The sequence below is a fragment of the Cedecea neteri genome (assembly GCF_000757825.1).
GTDB lineage: Bacteria > Pseudomonadota > Gammaproteobacteria > Enterobacterales > Enterobacteriaceae > Cedecea > Cedecea selenatireducens.
Map to the genome: position 1 here is coordinate 3717569 of NZ_CP009451.1, position 23204 is coordinate 3740772.

Genomic DNA, 23204 nt, shown 5'->3' on the forward strand with positions numbered 1-23204 from the left:
AAAAGGGAGAGGGGGAAAAAAGTTGAAAGGCTCCGATCCGTTTCCCTCGCCCCTCTGGGGGAGGGCCAGGGTGAGGGGCTTTTTTGTCACTAAATCCCGACACACCCGCCTTTAATGTGTCTCCAAAAGGAGACGTTTAAGTCATTGATATTTATTGGTTTGGTGGTTGTTATTAAAGAGTGTTGCAAAATGGCGACACTAAGAATAAAAAACAGTCACAATATATTCTTTTCGAAAATCGATTAATATCAATTAAAACAATATGTTAATTTAATTTAGTTAAAGTTGGCACGATACCTGCTTAATAACAGCCAGTGGCTCATTCAATCTCTTATGTCAGCGTCTTCTCAGACAGACTACATAAACCGCCGAATGACGCACAAAAAGGTGCCTGCCGTCCAATATTTGATAAATGCCTTCGGGCTTATCATGCTCCGGGCGAAACGTTGAGTAAGGCACCACCTAATTCCTAAGTAAAGGCAGGGTTTTTGACCCTGCCTTTATTGTTTCTGGCAAACTCATCTTTCCACCACGCGCAATCGCGGCTAGCATCGTGTCATACAGGTAATGTGAGATGAAGCTATTGAACCAGTGGCATTTTTTCCCTCGATCTTTGCGCCAGCTTGTCATGATGGCCTTCTTATTAGTGCTGGTACCGCTGCTGGTGCTTGCCTGGCAGGCCTGGCAAAGCCTGAACGCGCTAAGCGCCCAGGCCGCGCTGACTAACCGCACCACGCTGATTGACGCTCGCCGCAGCGAGGCGATGACCAATATTGCTCTGGAAATGGAGCGCAGCTACCGGCAATACTGCGTGCTGGATGACTCCCGCCTTGCTCAGCTGTATCAGGGCCAGCGCCAGCGCTATGCTCAAATGCTCGAAGCCCATTCATCTGTTCTACCCGATCCCAGGCTTTATCAATCGCTCAGTCAGTCATTGAGCGACCTTACCGAACTAAAATGTAAAAACAGCGGGCCAGAAGCCGCGGCGGCGAACCAGCTTGAACAGTTTGCTTCGGCCAATGCCGAAATGGTTCAGGCGACCAGGACGGTGGTGTTCTCCCGTGGGCAACAGCTACAGCAGGAAATCGCCGAGCGAGGCCAGTTCTTCGGCTGGCAGGCGCTGGTGCTATTTCTGCTGAGCCTTGGCCTGGTTATCATTTTCACCCGCATGATTATCGGCCCGGTCAAAGGCATTGAACGGATGATCAATCGGCTGGGGGAAGGGCGTACGCTTGGCAATAGCGAGGTGTTTAAAGGGCCGAGAGAGCTACGCTCCGTGGGGCAGCGCATTGTCTGGCTTAGCGAGCGCCTGGCCTGGCTTGAATCCCAGCGGCATGAATTTCTCCGCCATCTTTCCCATGAATTAAAAACGCCGCTTGCCAGCATGCGGGAAGGGACGGAACTACTTGCCGATCAGGTTGCCGGGCCGCTGAATGCCGACCAGAAAGAGGTTGTGGCCATACTCGACAGCAGCAGCCGCCATCTGCAAAGGCTGATTGAACAGCTGCTGGACTACAACCGCAAACTGGCGGACGCCGCGGTGACGCTGGAAAAGGTCGAGCTGGCCCCGCTGGTAGAAATGGTTATCTCTGCGCACAGCCTGCCGGCGAGAGCTAAAATGATGCATACCGAGATTCAGCTAAGCCCGAAAGCCTGCCTGGCAGAAACGACTCTGCTGATGAGCGTGCTGGATAATCTCTACTCCAATGCGGTGCACTATGGCAGTGAATCCGGTACCATTTATCTCCGTAGTTCGCAGGTTGGCGCGATGTTGCACATTGAGGTCGCGAATACCGGCGAACCGATTCCGGCGACGGAACAAGAGATGATTTTTGAGCCTTTCTTCCAGGGTAGTCACCAGCGGAAGGGTTCGGTAAAGGGAAGTGGCCTGGGACTGAGTATCGCCAGGGATTGCATTCGACGCATGCACGGAAAGCTTAGCCTGATTAACGCTAACAGCGCGGAAGTTTGTTTCCGTATCGAATTACCGGTTTTCCCTGAGAATGATTAAAACGATGAAAGTACTTTTATTGCGTGAGCCACGCCGCGGGGCTTTGCCTCGCCTCATTTGCTGGGTATCCGGCGCACTGGCAGGTGCCGCACTGCTGACGGGCTGCGTGGCCAAAAGCGTTTCCAGCAGCCTTGACGAGGCCCACAAACCGCATATCCCGGAACAACAAATTCCTGATTACCTGTCCACGGACTGCGCCGAAATATGGGCGCTGACGGGGCATGACGTCAGCAGCAATCCACTTTACTGGCTGCGCGGCATGGACTGCGCCCAGCGCCTGCCGCCGGCAGAAGCCAGGGCGGAAGCTCGGCAGTGGCCGGCAGAAACCTGGCAGGATACGTTCAAGCGCGGCATTTTGCTCTCTACGGCTAAAATTACCCCGACCGAGCGCCGCCGCTACATGACCCAGCTCGACACCATGACCCATGAGGTGCCGGTGCAGGTCCGTTCTCTGTTTGAGATTTGGCGCGACGGCCAGTCTTCTTTGCTCAAACTCTCGGATGAGCGCACGCGCTACAGCAAGCTTCAGCAATCAACCGACGGCGAGCTGGATACGCTGCGCGAGCAGCAGCAGCGCCTGCGCAGCCAGCTTGACCTCACCACGCGCAAGCTGGAAAACCTTACCGATATTGAACGTCAGCTTTCAAGCCGCAAGCCGGGAAGCAATTTAGTGCCGGACACGCACAGTTCGGACGACAACGATGACGACGCTTCAAACAAATCGCAGCCGGAGGCAAAACCATGACGCAAAGGAAACCCGCGCGCTTATTGTTAGTGGATGACGATCCTGGCCTGCTCAAGCTGCTGGGAATGCGCCTTTCGAGCGAGGGCTATACGGTCACCACGGCGGAAAGCGGCGCCGAAGGGCTGAAGGTCCTTGCGCGAGAAAAAATCGATCTGGTGATTAGCGATCTCAGAATGGATGAAATGGACGGCATGGCGCTGTTCGCGGAGATCCAAAAAGGTCAGCCGGGATTGCCGGTGATCATTCTGACCGCCCACGGTTCCATTCCGGATGCCGTGGCGGCGACCCAGCAGGGCGTGTTCAGCTTCCTGACTAAACCGGTAGACAGAGATGCGCTCTATCAGGCCATCGACAATGCGCTGGAGCATACGGTCATTGCCGGAGATGACATGTGGCGGGATACCATTGTGACCCGCAGCCCAATTATGCAGCGCCTGCTCGAACAGGCTCGCATGGTGGCGCAGTCGGACGTCAGCGTGTTGATTAACGGGCAAAGCGGGACCGGGAAAGAGATCCTGGCTCAGGCGATACACAACGCCAGCCCACGCAGTAAAAAAGCTTTTATCGCCATTAACTGTGGCGCGTTGCCGGAGCAGCTGCTGGAGTCCGAGCTGTTTGGTCATGCGCGCGGGGCGTTTACCGGCGCGGTCAGCAGCCGTGAAGGGCTGTTCCAGGCGGCGGAAGGCGGAACCCTGTTTCTCGATGAAATCGGTGATATGCCGATTCCGCTCCAGGTTAAGCTGCTGCGTGTCCTGCAGGAGCGGAAAGTTCGTCCGCTGGGCAGCAACCGCGACCTGGACATTGACGTGCGCATTATCTCCGCCACGCACCGGGACCTGCCTAAAGCGATGGAGCGCGGCGAGTTTCGTGAAGATCTCTTCTATCGCCTTAATGTCGTGAACCTGAAAATCCCTGCCTTGCACGAACGTGCTGAAGATATCCCGCTGCTGGCGAATCATTTATTACGTCAGTCCGCCGACAGGCATAAGCCGTTCGTTCGTAGTTTCTCGACCGATGCCATGAAGCGCCTGATGACGGCGAGCTGGCCGGGTAACGTGCGCCAGCTGGTGAACGTCATTGAGCAATGCGTGGCGCTAACCTCAGCCCCGGTGATTGGCGAAGCGCTGGTGGAGCAGGCGCTGGAAGGTGAAAACACCGCCTTGCCGACATTTGTCGAAGCCCGCAACCAGTTCGAGCTAAACTATCTACGTAAGCTGCTGCAAATTACCAAGGGGAATGTCACCCATGCTGCACGTATGGCGGGGCGTAACCGAACCGAATTCTATAAATTACTGGCGAGGCATGAACTCGAGGCCAATGACTTTAAAGAGTAGGCTGTGATAGTGTGAGCAACCGATTACTAATAGTAAAAACGCCGCGCGGGGATACCGGTAATACCATGAAAAAAATTGATGCGATTATTAAACCTTTCAAACTGGACGATGTGCGTGAAGCGCTGGCTGAAGTAGGCATCACCGGCATGACGGTGACGGAAGTTAAAGGCTTTGGCCGTCAGAAAGGGCACACCGAACTGTACCGCGGTGCCGAGTACATGGTGGATTTTCTGCCGAAAGTAAAAATTGAAATCGTGGTCACCGACGACATCGTTGATACCTGCGTGGATACCATTATTCGTACGGCTCAGACCGGCAAGATCGGCGACGGCAAGATTTTCGTCTTCGATGTGGCGCGCGTGGTGCGTATCCGTACCGGTGAAGAAGACGACGCGGCGATTTGATGTAGATTTTTACCCTCACCCTTGGGCAGAATCTGTCCTTTACCCCCTCGCCCCTTTGGGGAGAGATACCGTCTTGTCGGTTATCCGGCAAGCGGTATTTCAGCGTTAAATTCACGCCCTGATTTCACCACCCCATAAGCCAGCTGTAGCAGCTTTCTCATTCCTGCACACACGCGTTCTTTGCCTGTCTTCCCCCTGCTCGCCATCCGGGTCATCAGGTCTTTCACCACTTCATTACATCTTCCCGCCACTACCGTAGGCATATACAGCACGCTACGCAGCTCACGGCTCCCCACTTTTGACAACCTGCTCTTTCCCTTCCACATCCCGGACTCACAACGTCGTGGGTTCAGCCCTGCATAAGCCACCAGAGCCTTACTGCTCCTGAACCGCCTCAGGTTTCCCGCGAAGGCCAGAAGACTCGTACTCAGCACATCTCCCACTCCCGGGATACTCTCCAGCAGCGCTTTGTCTTTTCTCAGGTCCGGGTCATCATCAATGTGCTGTCTGATTTTCTTTTTGGTTTCTTTTATCAGTTCATCCAGCGTGGCGATGTGCTCTTTTAACGAGCCAGTGATGACCTCATCTGCGGCCTCCAGCCTGTTCTCTTCCATCTGACGCATCTCTTCAAGATTTTTAAGATGCCGCACCAGCGCGGTCAGCTGTCGCTGGCTGAGAGGAGCCGGATGCCATTGGGCTGGCTGATACAGGGCACAATACCGTGCTATCAGGGCGGCATCGCTTTTATCCGTTTTGTTTCGGGTCAGTTCGGTGTTACTGAAGGCATGAATGCGGGCAGGGTTTTCCAGGCTGACGCGATAGCCGCCATCGGACAATGCCGTGGCGAGTTCCGTGCTGTAGCTGCCCGTCGCTTCCATACAGACATGACAGTCCCCAAAGCGGGTCAGCCAGTGAATAAACTCACGACATCCCGCAGGCGTGTTAGCAAACTTTTTAGTTTTGTATTTCTGACCAGGCAGCAGGACAGCGACATCAAATTTTAGCTTAGCAATATCAACGCCGACAGAAGTGAGGGTCATCTGATTCTCCGTAACCTTATGAATAATATCGCCAGACCATCCTTATATGTGGGTGCTCAGAGGCACAGGATACCGTTCGGTCTTGAGGCGACAGGGAATAAGGTTGCCGGGGCATAATCTCTCCCACGGGCTCGGAAGCACCAGGGCCAGGGGATGCTCACCGGCAACCTCCCGATGATCAGTCGGGGATCTTCCCCGCACTGGCGGGGAAGTTCAAGACATAAGGGCTGGGGTGAGGGGCATCCGTACTGAACTACATCACCTTGTGCGGGCCAAAACACTCATAGTGAATGCTGTCTTTATCCACGCCAATCTTCACCAGCTGTTCTGCGGCAAAACGCATAAAGTTGATCGGGCCGCAGAGATAAAACTGCATCGCCGGGTCGCTTAATTTCCCTTCAATTTCCAGCAAGTTCATCAACCCCGTGCGGTTAAAGCGCGCCAGTTCACGATCCTCTGCGGACGGCTCGCGGTACCAGACGTGGCTTTCAAACTTCGGCAGCTTAGCGCCAAGCCCTTTCACTTCCTCGTTGAACGCGTGGACCCCGCCGTGTTCGGCAGCGTGCAGCCAGTTTACCTGTGCCTGATGGCCGCTGTTCGCCAGCGTATCCAGCATCGCAAGCATTGGCGTTTGGCCCACGCCTGCGGAGATCAGCGTCACCGGCGTTTCTGGTTTAACGTCCATGAAAAAATCCCCTGCCGGCGAGGCAAGATGCACCCGATCCCCGGCCTGAGCGTGATTGTGCAGCCAGTTTGAGACCATGCCCTTATCTTCACGCTTCACGGCGATACGGTAGCTTTTACCGTTCGGCTGGCGGGTCAAAGAATACTGGCGAATTTCCTGATGCGGGAAACCGGCGGGCTTCAGCCAGACGCCAAGGTATTGTCCTGGCTGATAATCTGCCACCGGGCCGCCGTCGAGCGGAATCAGTTCAAAGCTGGCGATCAGCGAGCTTTGTTCCTTTTTCTCAACGATGGTGAAGGGACGAGTGCCTTCCCAACCGCCCTGCTTAGCGGCGTTATCCTGGTAAATCTCCGACTCGCGGTTAATGAAGACCTGAGCCAGCACGCCGTAGGCTTTACCCCACGCGTCCAGCACTTCCTGCCCCGGGCTGAACATCTCGTCCAGGGTTGCCAGCAGGTGGCCGCCCACGATGTTGTACTGCTCGGGTTGGATCTGGAAGGTGGTGTGCTTCTGGGCGATTTTCTCCACGGCAGGCAGCAGCGCGGCCAGGTTTTCAATGTTTGCCGCATAGGCGCAAATAGCGTTGAACAGCGCTTCACGCTGGTCGCCGTTGCGCTGGTTGCTCATATTAAAAATCTCTTTCAGCTCAGGGTTATGGCTGAACATACGCTCGTAGAAGTGGGCGGTGAGCTTGGGGCCGGTGGCGGCCAGCAGAGGGATAGTCGACTTAACAACGGCGATGGTTTGTGCGTCTAGCATGGCGGTCTCCATAAACAGCGTAGTGTATAAATTGCATTTTAAATGCATCTTATAGAAATGGCCTTATGTTGTAAATGGGTTATCGTTGTTAACGACTGAGGTCACAGAACATGAAAAATACGCATCTCGTTGATGAAGAAATATCCGGCAAAAAAGCGCTTCTTTTATTGCCTGAAAGCCTGATTTCATGCCTGGGTAATCGTTTGCGTAAAAACCTCTGTCAAGCCCTATCACCGGGAAGGGTTTCGGTTTACACTGTTGCCCGTCGCCCAAAAGGGCCCCCTCATTGCAGTAAAATTTTTACCGTTAGCTGAGTCAGGAGATGCGAATGTTAAAGCGTGAAATGAACATTGCCGATTATGATGCCGAGCTGTGGCAGGCCATGGAGCAAGAGAAAGTACGTCAGGAAGAGCACATTGAACTGATCGCCTCCGAAAACTACACCAGCCCGCGCGTGATGCAGGCTCAGGGTTCTCAGCTGACAAACAAATATGCTGAAGGTTACCCAGGCAAGCGCTACTACGGCGGTTGCGAATATGTGGATATCGTCGAGCAGCTGGCTATCGACCGTGCCAAAGAGCTGTTTGGCGCAGACTATGCGAACGTGCAGCCGCACTCCGGCTCCCAGGCTAACTTCGCGGTATACACCGCGCTGCTGCAGCCGGGCGATACCGTGCTGGGTATGAATCTGGCGCAGGGCGGCCACCTGACTCACGGCTCCCCGGTTAACTTCTCCGGCAAACTGTACAACATCATTCCTTACGGTATTGATGAGTCCGGTAAAATTGACTACGAAGACATGGCTAAGCAGGCTAAAGAGCACAAGCCGAAGATGATCATCGGCGGCTTCTCTGCCTACTCCGGCGTGGTTGACTGGGCAAAAATGCGTGAAATCGCAGACAGCATCGGTGCTTACCTGTTCGTTGACATGGCACACGTTGCGGGTCTGATTGCCGCAGACGTTTACCCGAACCCGGTGCCACACGCTCACGTTGTGACCACCACCACCCACAAAACCCTGGCGGGTCCACGCGGTGGCCTGATCCTGGCGAAGGGCGGCGACGAAGATCTTTATAAGAAACTGAACTCTGCCGTATTCCCAAGCGCGCAGGGCGGCCCGCTGATGCACGTTATCGCGGCCAAAGCCGTGGCGCTGAAAGAAGCCATGGAGCCAGAGTTCAAGGTTTACCAGCAGCAGGTTGCCAAAAACGCCAAAGCGATGGTGGAAGTGTTCCTGAACCGTGGCTACAAAGTGGTCTCCGGCGGGACTGAAAACCACCTGTTCCTGCTGGATCTGGTGGACAAAAACCTGACCGGTAAAGAAGCTGACGCTGCCCTGGGCCGCGCCAACATCACCGTGAACAAAAACAGCGTGCCAAACGATCCGAAGAGCCCGTTCGTGACTTCCGGTATCCGTATCGGTTCTCCGGCTGTCACTCGCCGCGGTTTCAAAGAAGCAGAAGTGAAAGAGCTGGCTGGCTGGATGTGTGACGTTCTGGACAACATCAATGACGAAGCGGTGATCGAGCGCGTCAAAGGTAAAGTGCTGGATATCTGTGCCCGCTTCCCGGTTTACGCATAACCGTTAAGCTGAAATGTAGAAGGCTCCCGATTGGGAGCCTTTTTTATTTCCGCTGGCTGAGCGTCAGCCCGACGTCTCCACCGGGATGAACCGCCAGCAGCGTCTCTTTCGAGTAGCCGCTCTCGCTCATCAGGCAGGCGCAGGCGGCATCAAAGATCGCCAGCACCAGGATTATCGACGTGGTCGCCAGCATGTTCAGCGGATCCATTTCGTTCTTCACGCCGGTGGATATCACCAGCCTGGCCGCTGTGGCGATGGCCGAATTCGGGTTTTCCGTTACGCTGATGAGCGGCACGTTTCTGGCCGCCAGGCCTGGCAGCAGACGCGTTAGCTCGTCAGAATTTCCGCCGCGCGAAAGCATAATCATCAGATCGTCTTCACGTAAAAAACCTAAATCGCCATGGGCTGCATCCGTTGCGCTGAGATAAATCGCCGGGCGTTCCACACAGGCGAGCATATGGGCAATTTTTCTCGCCGCGATGCCGGAGGTGCCTACGCCGGTGACCACAATCTTGCCTTTGCAGTTTCTCAGTTCGGCCAGCAAGGCGAGCCACTGCGGCTCATCCAGATGGTGTTCCAGCGCCGCAAGTTCGCGGCTGCAGGTTTCCCACGCGTTTACGGCCTGTTGCCAGGAGGCACTCATGCATCCTCCTGCATCAGCTGGCGATACTTCATGTGGTCGAGATACATCTCGTGGAACACTTTGTATTTGCGGTCGTAGTACTGCTTGATGCGGTTGGTTTGCGGCGTGACCGTTTTACCGATGCGGCTCATCACCGACATGGCTTCGGGGAAGGAGTCAAACACGCCTGCCGCCACGGTGCCCATCATTGCGCTGCCCAGCAGCATCGCCTCGCTCTCTTCCGGCAGCAGCATGGCGCAGCCGGTGGCGTTGGCGTGTTCCTGAACGAAGATTGGATTTTTGGTGCCGCCGCCGCTCGCCATGACGGTGTCGATGGTGTAGCCGCTGTGGTTCATGGTTTCGATAATATGGCGGGTGCCGAGCGCGATGGCCTGAATCGTGGCCAGGTACTGCAGGGCCATATCTTCCGGCGTGCGGGAAAGCTTCAGCCCGCTGATGACGCCGGTCAGCGTCGGGTTAGCGCGCGGTGAGCGGTTGCCGTGGAAGTAGGGCAGGATGTGCATATCCTTCGTCAGGAAGGCGATGTTCTCCGGCTCACCGGCCATTTTGCGCAGCAGGGCGTTCAGCTGTTCATAAATAGTCTGGCCCTGAGCCTTCGCCTGGGCAAGCAGCGTTTCATAGCATGGGTGAGACTGAATAATATGGTCGATCAGCGCCCCGGTAGCCGACTGGCCGCCTTCGTTGAGCCAGTAGCCCGGCAGCACCGCAGAATAATACGGCCCCCAAACGCCGTTGATAAAGCGCGCCTCTTTTGAAATCGCCATATGGCCGGTAGAGGTGCCTCCGATCAGCGCCACGCGGCGGTCAAAGTCTGCCACTTCACCTGAAACGCCGCAGGCGCCGAGTGTGCCGAGCGTGCCCGCATGAGCATCGATAATAGAAACGCTGACGGCGGTACCGGCAATCAGTCCCATTTCGCTTGCGGCACGCTGGGTCAGGCCGTGGCCCAGCGGTTCGCCCATGGTTTTCACATAGCGACCAATTTTTTCCGCATCATGCTCCAGCAAATCTTCCAGCCCAATCTGGCGGAAGTAGCTGCTGTCCCATTTGTCTTCGTGGCCCATATAGGTCCATTTACAAACGGTGGAGCAGAGCGAGCGGGTATCATCCCCGGTGGCGCGCCAGGTCAGGAAATCCGGCAGGTCAAAATAGTAGCCCGCGTTCGACCAGGTATTCGGCATGTGCTGCTTGAGCCACAGTAGTTTTGGCGTTTGCATCTCCGGGGAAATAATCCCGCCCACGTAATCCAGCACGCGGTGGTGCAGGGCATTAATCCTGTCGGCCTGGGTAATGGCGCGGTGATCCATCCAAACGATGATGTTTTGTTCGCTGCGCCCGGAAGGGCTGACGGTCAGCGGTTTGCCTTCTTTATCCAGCACCACCAGAGAACAGGTGGCGTCGAAGCCCAGCCCCTTAACCTGAATCGGGTTAATATCGGCCTGGTTTACTGCATCCCGCACCGCGTTGCAGACCGCCTGCCAGATATTGTCCGAGGATTGCTCGACGAAATCCGCCTGCGGGCGATAAAGCTCTATTGCCCGGCTGGCCTGGCCTACCATTCTGCCATTCAGATCAAAGACGCCCGCGCGGGCGCTCCCCGTCCCTACATCCACCCCAATGAAGTAACTCGCCATAATGATTCTCCTGAACTCAGGCTTTACGATTCTGTAATGCGATAAAGAGGATCAGCACCGCGCCCCAGAGCGCCATGGTCAGATAACTGCTAATCCCCAGCAAATTAAAGCCACTTTCCAGCATTTGCAGCACGATGAGCGCCAGCACCAGGCCGATAACGCGGCCAAAACCGCCGTCCGGGTTAATGCCGCCCAGCACCGAGGCAAGGATGGTCACCAGCAGGTAAGACTCGCCGTACCCGGCTTTGGCCGAGTTGAATTTAGCCATCATCAGAATGGCGGCCACCCAGCCGAGCAGGGCGGAAATAACGTACACCGATATCTGCACCCGCACGGTGTTAACGCCGCTGTAGCGGGTCGCCTGTTCGTTGGAGCCGACTAGGTAGAGGCTGCGCCCGAGCGTGGTGTGCTCCAGCAGCACCCAGAGTAAAACGGCAACCAGCAGGAACAGCAGCAGCGCGACCGGGATCCCGAGCAGCGTGGCGTTGCCCAGGTACTGAATTGCCGCCGGGAAGCCGGAAATCACCGTGCCGTTAGACAGCAAAATATTGAGGCCGGAAATCAGCGTCATGGTGCCGAGCGTGGCAAGGATAGGCGAAACGCCGACCCAGGCGACCAGCGCGCCGTTCAGCGTGCCGATTGCCACCGCCACGGCAATACCTGCCAGCAAAGCCAGCGCGAAGAACAGCGGGTTATCCGGGTGGCTGACGATAATCGCCGCCATCACCAGCGAGCAGGCGTTCGCCCCGGCAATAATCGACAGGTTGATGCCGCCGGTCAGCATCGTCATTCCCATGCCCAGCGCCAGCATGCCAAGAACAGGCAGCTGCGAACCGATGGACTGGAAGTTGGCGAGGCTAAAGAAACGCCCGCCCAGCAGCAGCGAAAACGCGACGGCAACCACCACAATAATCACGCACTGCAGCCGGATGATGGCATCACCGGGTAAAAATCTGGCGAAGGTTTTCATCTCAAAGCTCCCTTGCGAGTTTGCGTTTTTCATTCCAGGCCGTGGCGCTGATGCTGACCAGGATAATCACGCCGCTGAACACGGCGTGCCAGTAGGAGGACACGCTCAGCAGCGTCAGGCCGTTTTGTAAGAAGGCCAGCAGGATAACCCCGAGCAGGGTGCCGGTGAGCGTCCCGCGCCCGCCGCTCATGCTTGTCCCGCCGAGAACCACCGCAGCCAGCACCGTCAGCTCAAAGCCCAGCAGCGAGTTAGGGGCGACGGACTGGGTTATCTGCGCCTGTACCACGGCGGCGATGCCGGCCAGAATGCCCATGTAGCCGTAGACGTAAAAATGCAGCTTAAGCAGGTTCATCCCCAGACGAGATGCCGCCTCGCGGTTGCCGCCCATGGCATAAATCTGGCGGCCAGGGCGGGTGTAGTTCATCAGCACGGCGGTGAAGATAATCACCGCGGCCAGGCACAGCAGCGGCAGGGTTAACCCGTACTGATAGCCGTCTTTGGCGGTGAAAGAGAACCAGTTAATGCCGTTCATAAACCAGTCCGGGAAGCCGTACAGCCACGTGCCTTTGGTGAGGTAAACCAGCAGGCCGTAGTAAAGGTTGAGGGTGGCGATGGTAATGATGATCGCCGGCACCCGCAGCCAGTAAACCAGGAAGCCGTTGATAAGCCCGAGCAGCAGCCCGACGGCGATAGACATCACCAGCGCCAGCGCAAAGTTGCCGCCGTGGGCGATAACCCAGCTTGCCATGACGTATTGGGCAATCGCGGTCATCGCCGGGAACGAGATATCAATCCCCCCGGAAATAAGCACCACGAACAGCCCACAGGCCAGAATGCCGAGAATGGCGTAGCTAGTGGCGACGTCGGTCAGGTTACCGAGCGACAAAAACTCATCGGTGCTGATGCTCAGGCCAACGGCCAGCGCAATCACCAGCAGCCCAAGCCAGAATTCATGTTGCCCGAGCAGGCGGGAGAAACGAGGGTTATTCATTGACCACCTCAGCAATGTCCTGTTCGCTACAGCGATGAGGAGTAAACTCTGCGACCAGTTCGCCCCGGCGCATCACCAGCACGCGGTGGCTGTTGTAATACGCCTCCGGGATTTCATCGCAAATCATCAGTACCGCCAGCCCCTGTTCTGCCAGGGCGCGTGCGATTTGGTAAATGCCTTCTTTGTTGGCGATATCCACCCCCACCGTGGGTGAGTCGAGAATTAATATTTGTGGATTAGTCGCCACCCATTTGGCGATGGCGATCCTCTGGGCGTTGCCGCCTGAAAGTGTTTTTACCGGTAGCCCGGCATCGGAGACTTTAATGTTCAGTTCGCGAATGAGATCGGCCACCAGGGTTCGGGCTTTGGCGTGATCGAGCAGCCCGGCGGGGGTATGGAGCCGATCGAAAACCGTCACGATGGTATTGTCGTAGATCGACTGTTCCATGATCAGTCCCTGGGTCAGGCGATCTTCAGAGACGTAGCCGATGCCGTGTTTTATCGCATCGTGATTGTTGCGAAACCTCACCGGCACGCCGTCGATCAGCATCTCACCGCTTTGCGGCTGCGTCATGCCGAACAGGCTCATGCACAATTCGGTACGGCCAGAGCCGAGCAGGCCGACGATGGAGACAATCTCGCCGCTGCGCAGCGCCAGACTAATGTTGTGGTATTTGCCTTTGCGGCTGAGGCCGCGCAGCTCCAGCATCGGCTGTTTTTCTACCGGCGGTTTTTCCGGGAGAGGGCTGTAGTGGAAGCGCTGCCCGGTCATCAGGAAGGCAAGCTCATAGCTGTCCAGCTCGCTGGCTTGCCAGGTCCCGACCAGCTTCCCGTCGCGCATCACGCTGATGCGGTCGGCGACTTCCATCACCTCGTCCAGCCGATGGCTGACAAACACCACGCAGATACCGTCCGCTTTGAGTTCATTCACCACGCGCAGCAGGCCGTTAACCTCCAGGCGAGTCAGAGAAGCTGTCGGCTCGTCCATGATAACCAGCCGGGCATCGGCGGCAATGGCGCGGCAAATCGCGACCAGCTGGCGGTCGGCTATCGACAGCTTTTCCACTTTTTTGTCAGGATCGAGCGACACGCCGATGCGTTTCATCGCCGCCAGCGCCTGGGCTTTCATCGCGCTACGGTTAACCCACAGGCTGCCGCCGGGCTGGTAGCGGTGCACGGCGATATTCTCGGCCACGCTGAAATTGGGGAACAAAGAGAGATCCTGGTAGATCACCTGGATGCCGTAATGAGCGGACAGCGTGGGCGTCAGGCTGTGGAACAGTTTGCCGTCGAGGGCAATCTGCGCTCCTTTTTCCGGGTGATAGACGCCGGAAATCACCTTAATAATCGTGCTTTTACCGCAGCCGTTTTGTCCGGCCAGGCAATGGACTTCGCCTTTTTTGAGCGTCAGATTGACGTTATCCAGCGCCCGCACGCCCGGGAATTCCTTGCTGATATTCTCAAGAGTGATAAATGCGGAAGTGTCGGTCATGGGTAATGCCCCTGCCTGCGCCCGACGTGGGCGCGACAAAATAATCTTGTTGGAGAAGGCCGGCCAATTGACCGGCGTTCCGGTTTCCCTGGTGTTGGCTTAAGTGCCTTAGAAACCGAGTGACTGAGCGTTATCTTTGGTGACTTCGAGGATCTTGTTAAAGCGGATCACTTTCTTATCCATGTCGACATCGGCCTTGCCCAGACCGTCAATGGTCAGGTCTTTGGTGACGGCTTTGCCCTGCAGCAGCTGGTCGGCCACGGTGACAAGCGCATAACCGGCATCTTTAGGGTCCCAGAGCAGCGCCTTTTTAATATCGCCGCGCATCAGGTAAGGCGCGGCCTGGCCCGGCATCGCGATGCCAACTACCGCCAGTTTATCCTTCGCGCGTTTCTTCTGAACCGCCTGGCCCGCGCCGATTGGGCCGAGGGAACCGAAGCCGATCACGCCTTTCATCTGCGGGTAGGTTTTCATCAGGTCGAGCGTGGTGGAGTAGGATTTGTCGATGCTCTCAGCCACCGGCAGGCGCGAAGTTACTTCAAACATATCCGGGTATTTTTCTTTCTGGTACTTAATCGCGGAGTCTGCCCAGGCGTTATGCAAAGGCACGGTCAGCGAGCCGACGTAAATCGCGTAGCCGCCTTTGCCGCCCATGTCTTTCGCCAGCTCATCCATGTTGGCCTGAGCGTATTTCTCGCTGTCGATGGTTTCGATATCCCACTGACCGATTTGCTGGTCAGGTGATTCATGGGTCAGCACCACGATGCCCTGATCGCGCGCTTTTTTCAGCACCGGCTCCAGCACTTTAGCGTCGTTAGGCACCACGATAATGGCGTTCACTTTCTTGGCGATCAGATCTTCAATCACCTTAACCTGCTGAGCGGGATCGGGCGTAGCGGCACCGGTCTGGTACGCGTTAACGTTGAGTTTTTTCGCGGCTTCATTGACGCCGGTTTCCATGCGGTTGAACCATGGGATCCCGGTGACTTTCGCCACCACTGCGATTTCATACTTATCCGCCGCAACGGCCGTACCGGACAACATGCATGCAGAAATCAGGGTTGCACTGAGTAATGCGAGTTTGAATTTCATAGGTGTACCTTTTTATGAGGGACTGAGGCATGTCACGGAGAGGAGACTAGCAACGAAGGGAAGAGAGAATGAATCGCAGTTTTTCTAAATGTGATTGGTGCCCATTATTGTTTGTTTTTGGATCTTATTTGGTTAAAAAATGGTTAAATATATGATGTTTTTTTATACTGGTCGGGTTTGTTGGTGTTAATTAAACGCCATTTAGCAACTGTAAGTTAACAAAAAGAAAACAATTGGGCTTAAAGATGGCGTGTGGGAGGAAAGAGAAACCGTCAGCCAGCAAAAGAATGTTACGAATTTGTGAGCTGAAGCGAGTCAAGCAGGATGGGGGCGGAGACAAATGAAAAAGGCCGCATAAGCGGCCTTTAAACGGGGAATGTATTTAGCGCTTGTCGACGGAAATAGCGCCGGGGCCAGTCACCGCCAGCAGCAGGAATCCGCCAGCTATACTGATGTTTTTATAGAAATTAATCATATTCGGCATCACCGCGTCGCCGGTCATATTCCAGTAGTGATGGCCGATAACCGCCGTCCCGAGGGTATAAAACACAAACAAAATGGCCAGCGGGCGGGTAAAGAACCCGATGATGATCAGGATAGCGGCAACAACTTCCATAAACACCGCAATCACCGCCGCAAGCGTTGGCAGGGGAGTACCAAGATGCTCCATATAGGCAACGGTGCCGCTGAATCCGCTGATCTTCGGCAAGCCGAAAATAATGAACAGCAGAATCAACGCAATACGAGCAATAAGCAGGATCAGGGCACGTGATTGACCAAAATCGAAATAGCGTAGTGTGTTCATAGCGGGCTCGCCTGTAGTGGACTCAAGTTAAAGTTAATACACAAAACCGGAGCCTGCCATTGCCGCTGCGCCTGTACCACGCTGTTTGTGTTAGTGAATGTTTTACGCTACCAGCCCGGCCTCGACATATAAATAACCAATCCCCATGACCTGTTGGGCACGCGTTAGCTGGCCGAAGTTTATTTGCGTGGCGTTGCTTTTTAAGGCGTCGCCGTGGTCGAACGGATTAAAACCGATGCGCTGTTTAATAGAGTTCAGCCAGTTCTCGCCAAACTCGCAGCTGCGGCCGTAAAACCAGATTTGATTAATATTGAGAATATTAAGGAAGTTATACAGGCTAAGCCCAATAGCATTGGCCGAATCTTCCACCCAGCGAGCCACTCTTTCATCGCCCGCATGCAGCGCCTGAACCAGCTGCCGGGAGGTTAGCCTTTCCGGATCTTGATGCTGCGCTTCAGGATGTGTTTTAAGCCAGATACGCGCCTGCTTTTTTAGCGCGCTTAATGAGGCCACGGTCTCCAGGCAGCCGTAGCGCCCACAGTCGCAAGCCATGCCGTCGGGGTTGACGATGGTGTGGCCAATTTGCCCACTGCCGTAGAGATTGCCGCGATAAATTTGCCCGTTGATAACGAACGAAGAGCCGATGCCGTAATCGACGTTGAGCACGCAAAAATCCTCCCGATTCCCGGCGTTTTGCCATTTTTCCGCCAGCGCCAGCATCACGCAGTCGTTATCCAGCAGCACCGTGACGCCGAGCTTCTCTTCCAGCAGATACTTAATTTCCACCGCTTCGCGCCACGGCGCCTGGGGCATGGTCTGCGACACGCCGGTCACGGGATCGACCTGCCCGTGGATCCCCAGCGCGAGGTTGATGGTTTTCTTCGGCCAGCTTTTGCGCCGCTGATGCCAGATGGCTTCAATGGCGGCTAATAAAGCCTGGGGAGACGGGGCGGAAATTGAGCGACGTTCAAACTCCTCTATCGGCGACAGCTGCGCGTTGCACAGCTGGCTTTCAATGCTGGTGGGGGTGACGTTCATGCAAAGAATGTAATTCCCTTCCGGCGGGATCTGATAGCTGCCGCCGTTAAGCCCCCGGCTGCTGAGGTTTTCGCTGGAATGGCTGAGTTTTCCCTCTGCCACCAGCTCTTCCAGAATGTTGCTGACCGCCGGAATCGACAGCCCGGTGTGCTGAGCAAACTGCGATTTACTCAGCCGTTTGTGCCGCCATACCAGCTTCATCAGGGTTTGCCGGTTGAGCTGGCGCACCCGCTGATTGTTGAGACCTGACTCCTGCATTTCACTAAACCTCGTTAACTGTATTGCGTGAGCATTAAGCGATTAAATCATAAACGGCTGTTTCAAACTGTTGGCAACACCCAATTCACTGTTATTTGTTTACTGGAGAGTTGCTATGTACGGAGCGGTAAAAGTCTGGCAGGAAACCCTTTCACTCCCCACATGGACCACCGGCGCAGAAGACCCTAACCCGATGTTCCTCGAGCATCGCGTCTACCAGGGCTCTTCCGGGGCGGTTTACCCTTATGGCGTGATTGATACTCTGACCGGTAAGCGCGAAATGCGTGAGTATCAGGCGGTATGGCTGGAGAATGATTTTATTCGCGTCATGCTGCTGCCGGAACTTGGCGGACGTATTCACCGCGCCTGGGATAAAGTGATGGAGCGCGACTTTGTTTACTACAACGAAGTGGTTAAACCCGCGCTGGTGGGCCTGGTCGGGCCGTGGATTTCCGGCGGGATCGAATTTAACTGGCCGCAGCACCACCGCCCGACGACCTTCATGCCGGTGGACGTCACCTTCCAGCAGCACGAAAGTGGGGCGCAAACCGTCTGGTTGGGTGAAGTTGAACCTATGCGCGGCCTGCAGGTGATGACCGGCTTTACGCTTTACCCTGAAAAAGCGCTGATTGAAATTACCGGTAAAGTCTTTAACGGCAACGCCACGCCGCGCCACTTCCTGTGGTGGGCTAACCCGGCGGTGAAGGGCGGTGACGAGCACCAAAGCGTGTTCCCGCCTGACGTTACCGCAGTGTTTGACCACGGCAAACGCGACGTTTCCGCTTTCCCGATTGCCCACGGCACCTATTACAAGGTGGATTACTCCGCAGGCGTGGATATCTCCCGCTACAAAAATATTCCCGTGCCAACGTCCTTCATGGCCGATAAGTCCGATTACGACTTCGTGGGGGCTTATCACCACGGCGAGCAGGGGGGGCTGCTGCACATTGCCGATCACCATGTGTCACCGGGCAAGAAGCAGTGGACCTGGGGCAACTGTGACTTTGGCCTGGCCTGGGACCGCAACCTTACCGACAGCAACGGCCCTTACATTGAGCTAATGACCGGCGTGTTCACCGACAACCAGCCGGACTTCACCTGGCTGGCGCCGTTTGAAGAAAAAGTGTTTGTGCAAAACTTCCTGCCTTACAGCAAGCTGGGCACGCTGCAAAATGCCAATACCGAGGCGGCAATCAAGCTCGAACGCCAGCCTGGGAAGTTAGCGCTTGGCGTCTATGCGATTTCACCGCTGGAGCAGGCCACGCTGCGCCTTGAAAGCGACGGTCAAATCCTGTGGCAATCTTCGTTGAGCCTGAAGCCGGCGGAAGCCTGGCAACATCAGCTGGCGGACGACTGGCCGCAGCGTCTGACGCTGACTCTGCTTAACGAACGTGGTGAAGCGCTGCTGAGCTATCTTGAGCACGTCCCTGAAGAGCTGCCTCTGCCGCAGGCGGCGCAGGCTCCGGCTAAGCCCGAACAGATTGATAACTGCGATGAGCTTTATTTCATCGGGCAGCATCTGGAACAGTATCTGCACGCCAGCCGTTCGGCCTTCGATTATTACCAGCGAGCGCTGGACATTGACCCGCTCGATTACCGCAGCAACGTCGCGCTGGGGACGCTCGAATTTAACCGGGGTAACTGGCAAAAAGCCAAAGAGCATGCTGATGCGGCGCTAAAACGCGCCCATCGCCTGAACAAAAACCCGCAAAACGGCGATGCCAGCCAGCTGCGCGGCTCGGCGAAAGAGCGTCTGGGCGACTACGAAGGAGCCTTCGACGATTACTACAAGGCGAGCTGGAGCGGCAACTGCCGGGATGCGGCCCTTTATGCCCTGGCACGCCTGGCGATGCGCAAAGGGGAAACCGCTCGGGCATTAACGCTGGTGTCCCAAAGCCTGCAGTTCAATGCCTCCAATAACCTGGCCATGGCGCTAAAAGCGCTGGCGCTGCATCAGCAGGGTGAAAAAGCCACCGCGCTGGCGTGGACTGAGCAGCAGCTTGCCGTCTGGCCGCTGAGCTATGCCCTGCATTATGCCCGCTGGGCCATTACCCAAAACGAAGGCGACAAGCAAAAGCTGCTGCAGGTCACCGGGCAGCGTGGCACTAACGCCAGCGTTTTGGCCGGATGGCTGATGAGCTTTGGCGCAGAAACCGCTGCTCGTGAGCTGCTGGCGGTGCTCAACGCCCAGGAAGCAATGCCGCTGCTGTGGCAGGCCTCGCTGGAAGCTGATCCTCAGCGCCAACAGGGCTACCTGGCTCAGGCTCGCGAAAAATTCACCGCCCGCGTTCGTTTCCCTAACACGCTGGATGAAGTGCAGATGCTGATGCGCCTGCCGCAGGATGGCTTTGCGCAGTATCTGCTGGGCTGCTTCTGGTACAGCAAGCGCCGCTACGACGAAGCCCTTGGCTGCTGGGCGTTCTGCGCCGAACAAGTGCCGGAGTTCGCCTCCGTGCAGCGCGTGCTGGCCATTCATGCCTGGAATAAAGAACAGGATGCTAAGCGAGCTGAAACTCTGCTGCAGCGTGCGGTGGATCTCGAACCCGAGAATGCCCGCTTCCTGTTCGAACTCGATTTCCTGCTGAAGCTGAACGGCCGCTCGTCGGATGAGCGTCTGGCCCGCCTTGAGGCGAAACGTGAGGTGGCGCTGAAACGTGACGATCTGAGCGCTGAATTACTCAGCCTGTGGAACCTTCACGGCAAGCATGACGAAGCCGCTAAGGTCCTGGCGGAGCGCAAGTTCCATCCGTGGGAAGGCGGCGAAGGCAAAGTGACGGGGCAGTATCTGATCAACCAGCAGCGTCGTGCCCTGGCAAATATGGCTGACGGCGAATATGGCCAGGCGGAGGAGCTGCTTCAGCAGGCGCTGCGTTACCCGGAAAACCTTGGTGAAGGCCGCCTGGTCGGGCAAACCGATAACGATATCTGGTATCTGCTTGGCCGCTGCGCCCAGCTTCAGCAGCGTAAAGAGCTGGCCAAATCCTGCTACCGCGAGGCGTTGAAAGGCGGCACTTCGTTAGCCGCTGGGCGCTATTACAACGATCAGCCGGTGGATTACCTCTTCTATCAGGCCATGGCCCGCAAGCAGCTGGGGGAACTCGAAGCGGCTCACCAGCAGTTCAGGGCGTTTATCGACTGGGCTCGGGATCACAGGGAAGACGTTGTTGAGGCCGACTTCTTCGCCGTTTCTCTGCCTGACCTGATTGCGCTTAACGGGGATTCGCGCAGGCAGCATCGCCAGCACTGCCTTTTTGTTGAGGCGCTTGGACAGCTTGGCCTGGGGGATATAGCCACGTTCAATCAGCTGGTTGAGGAGTTACTGGCGCTTAACCCGGCCCATGACAAAGCGCATCTGCTGCGTCAGGCCCTTAGCTCCGGCGTGTTCTAACCATAATTCGCGGGCGACGATGAGTGCCCGCTCTTTACCCTACAAATACAAGATGAGGATCGACCATGGAACGTATGCAATCGCAATTACGCATGGGTTACGTCTGGACCATCTGTCTGGTGGCCGCCTGTGGCGGGCTGTTGTTTGGTTATGACTGGGTGGTTATCGGCGGGGCAAAACCTTTTTACGAAGCCTATTTCTCGATTACCGATCCGGCCGTTTCCGGCTGGGCGATGAGTTCAGCGTTAGTGGGCTGTGTCATCGGGGCGCTGCTCTCCGGCTGGTGCGCCGATAAGTTTGGCCGAAAAATTCCCCTTATTATTGCGGCGCTGCTGTTTACCGTCTCAGCCTGGGGCACGGCGGTTGCCAGCAACTTCGACCTGTTTGTTGCATGGCGTATTGTCGGCGGGGTAGGCATTGGCCTTGCTTCGGCGCTTAGCCCGATGTATATCGCAGAAATTAGCCCGGCCGCGCAGCGTGGGCGCTTTGTCGCGGTCAACCAGCTCACCATTGTTATCGGAGTGCTGGCGGCTCAGCTTATCAACCTGATGATTGCCGAACCGGTGGCCAGCCACGCAACGATGCAGGAAATCAGCGCGAGCTGGAACGGGCAGGCGGGCTGGCGCTGGATGTTTGGCTCGGGCGTAGTGCCTGCGGCGGCGTTCTTGATCCTGATGTTCTTTGTCCCTGAATCACCGCGCTGGCTGGTGCGAGCCGGGAAAAGCGAACGTGCTCACCAGATGCTGAGCCGCATCGGCAGTAAAAGCTATGCCGATGAAACGCTGAAAGATATTCAGGAAACGTTAAGCAAGGACACACAAAAAGTATCGTGGTCGACGCTGTGGGAGCCAAAGGTTCGCCCGATCATCGTGATTGGTATGGTGCTGGCGGTGTTCCAGCAGTGGTGCGGGATTAACGTTATCTTCAACTACGCGCAGGAGATTTTCGCCTCTGCCGGATTTGATATTAACAGCACGCTGAAATCGATTGTGGCTACCGGCCTGATTAACCTCGTGTTTACCATTGCCGCGTTGCCGCTGGTGGACAAAATCGGCCGTCGTAAACTGATGCTGTTCGGTGCCGCCGGGCTGACCATTATCTATGCGCTGATTGGCGCGGCTTACGGCCTTGGCATTCTGGGCCTGCCGGTATTGATTCTGGTGCTGGCCGCTATCGCTACCTATGCCCTGACGCTGGCGCCGGTGACCTGGGTGCTGCTGTCGGAAATTTTCCCCAACCGCGTTCGCGGGCTGGCGATGTCGCTGGGCACATTAGCGCTATGGGTGGCCTGTTTCCTGCTGACTTACACCTTCCCTCTGTTGAATGCAGGCCTGGGCGCATCCGGTAGCTTCCTGCTTTATGGCGTAATCTGCGCCGCTGGCTTTATTTACGTGCGCCGTTTCGTGCCGGAAACCAAAGGCGTGAGCCTTGAAGCGCTGGAACAGCAGCTGGCCGAAGGGCGAGTGCATGCCTCGCCAGCGCCTGCGGCAAAGGCGCTGCGTTAATGGACGCGCTGCATCTGCAAAATGCTTTTCTCCGTTTAGCCGTCGCCCCGCAAGGGGCGTCAGTCCTCAGCTTTGAATCTCTGACGCACGGAAAAGCGGTCTTTCATCCCGCTGAACCGGCTCTGTTTCCTATGCTGCCGCTGGCGAACAGGGTGGCCGGAAATGCCTTTCAACTGCACGGCGAGCGAGTTTTGTTGCCTGACAGCCCTGTCGATGAGCATTTCTTTCTGCACGGAGACGGCTGGCTAAAGCGTTGGGACGTAGAGCATCACGATGAAGAGCGTTTGACGTTAAGCCTGCGTAGTCAGCATGCCTGCGGCTTTCACTACCTGGCGAAGCTGACCTGGCGGCTGGCGGGCAACAGGCTGTTAACCCAGCTTGAGTTAACGCACGTAGGCGAGAAGCCGATGGTTTATGGTCTTGGGCTGCATCCGTATTTTGCGCTGGAGCCGGGCAGCCGGGTGCAGTTTTCCGCCAGCGGCTTCTGGCCTGAAGGCGAGCAGCATCTGCCTTTGGCCTGGGAAGGAACGTTCACCGCTCAAACTGATTTTTCCCGCGCCAAAACGCCGGAGAACAAGTGGCTTAACGTGGGGTACTCCGGCTGGAGCGGGCTAGCTCTGATTGAGCATTCGGACATGCGAGTTTGCCTGCGCAGCCCAACGCCTTATTTAATGGTGTTCAGAATGGCGGACCAGCCGTTTATCTGCCTGGAGCCGCAAACGCACCCGGTCAACGCGCATAATCAGGCGGGAATGCCCGGTTTAGTGATGCTGGAGCAAGGTCAGTCAACGAGCCTGTCGATGGAGGTTGAGGTGAGCTAGCGCGCAA

Annotated in this window: 19 protein-coding genes; 9 read left to right on the forward strand and 10 right to left on the reverse strand. The window is 56.3% G+C overall.

The features are described 5' to 3' along the window. Positions 1 to 574: 574 nt before the first annotated feature. The 4 genes from JT31_RS17255 to glnB all read left to right on the forward strand — a co-directional run bounded on the left by JT31_RS17255 (position 575) and on the right by glnB (position 4494). A complete protein-coding gene (locus tag JT31_RS17255) occupies positions 575 to 2011 on the forward strand; it encodes a sensor histidine kinase (RefSeq protein WP_038479891.1) in 1437 nt (478 codons plus the stop codon). Beyond that, the gene (gene qseG, locus JT31_RS17260; RefSeq protein ID WP_038479894.1) at positions 2004 to 2756 is read left to right on the forward strand and encodes a two-component system QseEF-associated lipoprotein QseG; all 753 of its coding nucleotides are present in this window, start codon (positions 2004 to 2006) and stop codon (positions 2754 to 2756) included. The genes JT31_RS17255 and qseG overlap by 8 nt, the downstream gene beginning before the upstream one ends. Beyond that, entirely contained in the window at positions 2753 to 4090 is a 1338-nt protein-coding gene (gene glrR / locus JT31_RS17265; protein WP_038479897.1) for a two-component system response regulator GlrR, read from the forward strand. Before qseG ends, glrR begins: the two co-directional genes overlap by 4 nt. A gap of 65 nt (positions 4091 to 4155) precedes the next feature. Then, on the forward strand, positions 4156 to 4494 hold the full coding sequence (gene glnB / locus JT31_RS17270) for a nitrogen regulatory protein P-II (RefSeq protein ID WP_002438074.1): 339 nt from the start codon (positions 4156 to 4158) through the stop codon (positions 4492 to 4494). Positions 4495 to 4574: 80 nt separating this feature from the next. On the opposite strand, the gene JT31_RS17275 is transcribed toward glnB, so the two are convergent. Next, positions 4575 to 5534, reverse strand: coding sequence for an IS110 family transposase (locus JT31_RS17275; RefSeq protein WP_038472527.1), 960 nt, complete (start codon positions 5532 to 5534; stop codon positions 4575 to 4577). 253 nt (positions 5535 to 5787) lie between these two features. Next, on the reverse strand, positions 5788 to 6978 hold the full coding sequence (gene hmpA / locus JT31_RS17280) for an NO-inducible flavohemoprotein (RefSeq protein WP_038479902.1): 1191 nt from the start codon (positions 6976 to 6978) through the stop codon (positions 5788 to 5790). 110 nt (positions 6979 to 7088) lie between these two features. On the opposite strand from hmpA, the gene JT31_RS23765 reads away from it, so the two are divergent. Then, positions 7089 to 7292 carry a hypothetical protein gene (locus JT31_RS23765; protein ID WP_144244059.1) on the forward strand — a complete coding sequence of 68 codons (204 nt, stop codon included), beginning with the start codon at positions 7089 to 7091 and terminating at the stop codon, positions 7290 to 7292. A 14-nt stretch (positions 7293 to 7306) separates the two neighbouring features. Then, positions 7307 to 8560 carry a serine hydroxymethyltransferase gene (glyA, locus tag JT31_RS17285; protein WP_038479905.1) on the forward strand — a complete coding sequence of 418 codons (1254 nt, stop codon included), beginning with the start codon at positions 7307 to 7309 and terminating at the stop codon, positions 8558 to 8560. Positions 8561 to 8603: 43 nt separating this feature from the next. Here glyA and JT31_RS17290 read toward each other — a convergent pair whose 3' ends face one another. From JT31_RS17290 to JT31_RS17325, 8 genes are all read right to left on the reverse strand, one after another. Continuing rightward, positions 8604 to 9203 carry a KpsF/GutQ family sugar-phosphate isomerase gene (locus JT31_RS17290; RefSeq protein WP_038479908.1) on the reverse strand — a complete coding sequence of 200 codons (600 nt, stop codon included), beginning with the start codon at positions 9201 to 9203 and terminating at the stop codon, positions 8604 to 8606. After that, entirely contained in the window at positions 9200 to 10837 is a 1638-nt protein-coding gene (locus JT31_RS17295) for an FGGY-family carbohydrate kinase (protein WP_038479911.1), read from the reverse strand. The genes JT31_RS17290 and JT31_RS17295 overlap by 4 nt, the downstream gene beginning before the upstream one ends. Positions 10838 to 10853: 16 nt before the next feature. Then, complete coding sequence (locus tag JT31_RS17300) at positions 10854 to 11807, reverse strand: ABC transporter permease (protein WP_038479914.1); 954 nt, start codon at positions 11805 to 11807, stop codon at positions 10854 to 10856. A gap of 1 nt (position 11808) precedes the next feature. Next, entirely contained in the window at positions 11809 to 12798 is a 990-nt protein-coding gene (locus tag JT31_RS17305) for an ABC transporter permease (RefSeq protein WP_038479917.1), read from the reverse strand. Then, positions 12791 to 14290 carry a sugar ABC transporter ATP-binding protein gene (locus tag JT31_RS17310; protein ID WP_038479920.1) on the reverse strand — a complete coding sequence of 500 codons (1500 nt, stop codon included), beginning with the start codon at positions 14288 to 14290 and terminating at the stop codon, positions 12791 to 12793. Before JT31_RS17310 ends, JT31_RS17305 begins: the two co-directional genes overlap by 8 nt. Positions 14291 to 14398: 108 nt before the next feature. Further along, on the reverse strand, positions 14399 to 15382 hold the full coding sequence (locus JT31_RS17315) for an autoinducer 2 ABC transporter substrate-binding protein (RefSeq protein WP_038479923.1): 984 nt from the start codon (positions 15380 to 15382) through the stop codon (positions 14399 to 14401). Between the two features lie 382 nt (positions 15383 to 15764). Beyond that, positions 15765 to 16187 (reverse strand): DoxX family protein, encoded by a 423-nt coding sequence (locus tag JT31_RS17320; RefSeq protein WP_038479926.1) that lies wholly within the window; start codon positions 16185 to 16187, stop codon positions 15765 to 15767. A gap of 102 nt (positions 16188 to 16289) precedes the next feature. Further along, entirely contained in the window at positions 16290 to 17483 is a 1194-nt protein-coding gene (locus JT31_RS17325) for an ROK family protein (protein ID WP_038479929.1), read from the reverse strand. 115 nt (positions 17484 to 17598) lie between these two features. Here JT31_RS17325 and JT31_RS17330 point away from each other — a divergent pair, with 115 nt between their 5' ends. The 3 genes from JT31_RS17330 to JT31_RS17340 all read left to right on the forward strand — a co-directional run bounded on the left by JT31_RS17330 (position 17599) and on the right by JT31_RS17340 (position 23197). Beyond that, positions 17599 to 20871, forward strand: coding sequence for a DUF5107 domain-containing protein (locus JT31_RS17330; RefSeq protein WP_038479932.1), 3273 nt, complete (start codon positions 17599 to 17601; stop codon positions 20869 to 20871). A gap of 65 nt (positions 20872 to 20936) precedes the next feature. Next, entirely contained in the window at positions 20937 to 22376 is a 1440-nt protein-coding gene (locus tag JT31_RS17335; protein ID WP_038479935.1) for a sugar porter family MFS transporter, read from the forward strand. Further along, a complete protein-coding gene (locus tag JT31_RS17340) occupies positions 22376 to 23197 on the forward strand; it encodes an aldose 1-epimerase (protein ID WP_038479937.1) in 822 nt (273 codons plus the stop codon). The genes JT31_RS17335 and JT31_RS17340 overlap by 1 nt, the downstream gene beginning before the upstream one ends. The last annotated feature ends 7 nt before the right edge of the window (positions 23198 to 23204 follow it).

What these genes read in the sequence shown, in the direction of transcription:
- JT31_RS17255 (WP_038479891.1), top strand. Translation starts at nt 575, where the DNA reads ATGAAGCTATTGAACCAGTGGCATTTTTTCCCTCGATCTTTGCGCCAG.
- qseG (WP_038479894.1), top strand. Translation starts at nt 2,004, where the DNA reads ATGATTAAAACGATGAAAGTACTTTTATTGCGTGAGCCACGCCGCGGG.
- glrR (WP_038479897.1), top strand. Translation starts at nt 2,753, where the DNA reads ATGACGCAAAGGAAACCCGCGCGCTTATTGTTAGTGGATGACGATCCT.
- glnB (WP_002438074.1), top strand. Translation starts at nt 4,156, where the DNA reads ATGAAAAAAATTGATGCGATTATTAAACCTTTCAAACTGGACGATGTG.
- JT31_RS17275 (WP_038472527.1), bottom strand. Translation starts at nt 5,534, where the DNA reads ATGACCCTCACTTCTGTCGGCGTTGATATTGCTAAGCTAAAATTTGAT.
- hmpA (WP_038479902.1), bottom strand. Translation starts at nt 6,978, where the DNA reads ATGCTAGACGCACAAACCATCGCCGTTGTTAAGTCGACTATCCCTCTG.
- JT31_RS23765 (WP_144244059.1), top strand. Translation starts at nt 7,089, where the DNA reads ATGAAAAATACGCATCTCGTTGATGAAGAAATATCCGGCAAAAAAGCG.
- glyA (WP_038479905.1), top strand. Translation starts at nt 7,307, where the DNA reads ATGTTAAAGCGTGAAATGAACATTGCCGATTATGATGCCGAGCTGTGG.
- JT31_RS17290 (WP_038479908.1), bottom strand. Translation starts at nt 9,203, where the DNA reads ATGAGTGCCTCCTGGCAACAGGCCGTAAACGCGTGGGAAACCTGCAGC.
- JT31_RS17295 (WP_038479911.1), bottom strand. Translation starts at nt 10,837, where the DNA reads ATGGCGAGTTACTTCATTGGGGTGGATGTAGGGACGGGGAGCGCCCGC.
- JT31_RS17300 (WP_038479914.1), bottom strand. Translation starts at nt 11,807, where the DNA reads ATGAAAACCTTCGCCAGATTTTTACCCGGTGATGCCATCATCCGGCTG.
- JT31_RS17305 (WP_038479917.1), bottom strand. Translation starts at nt 12,798, where the DNA reads ATGAATAACCCTCGTTTCTCCCGCCTGCTCGGGCAACATGAATTCTGG.
- JT31_RS17310 (WP_038479920.1), bottom strand. Translation starts at nt 14,290, where the DNA reads ATGACCGACACTTCCGCATTTATCACTCTTGAGAATATCAGCAAGGAA.
- JT31_RS17315 (WP_038479923.1), bottom strand. Translation starts at nt 15,382, where the DNA reads ATGAAATTCAAACTCGCATTACTCAGTGCAACCCTGATTTCTGCATGC.
- JT31_RS17320 (WP_038479926.1), bottom strand. Translation starts at nt 16,187, where the DNA reads ATGAACACACTACGCTATTTCGATTTTGGTCAATCACGTGCCCTGATC.
- JT31_RS17325 (WP_038479929.1), bottom strand. Translation starts at nt 17,483, where the DNA reads ATGCAGGAGTCAGGTCTCAACAATCAGCGGGTGCGCCAGCTCAACCGG.
- JT31_RS17330 (WP_038479932.1), top strand. Translation starts at nt 17,599, where the DNA reads ATGTACGGAGCGGTAAAAGTCTGGCAGGAAACCCTTTCACTCCCCACA.
- JT31_RS17335 (WP_038479935.1), top strand. Translation starts at nt 20,937, where the DNA reads ATGGAACGTATGCAATCGCAATTACGCATGGGTTACGTCTGGACCATC.
- JT31_RS17340 (WP_038479937.1), top strand. Translation starts at nt 22,376, where the DNA reads ATGGACGCGCTGCATCTGCAAAATGCTTTTCTCCGTTTAGCCGTCGCC.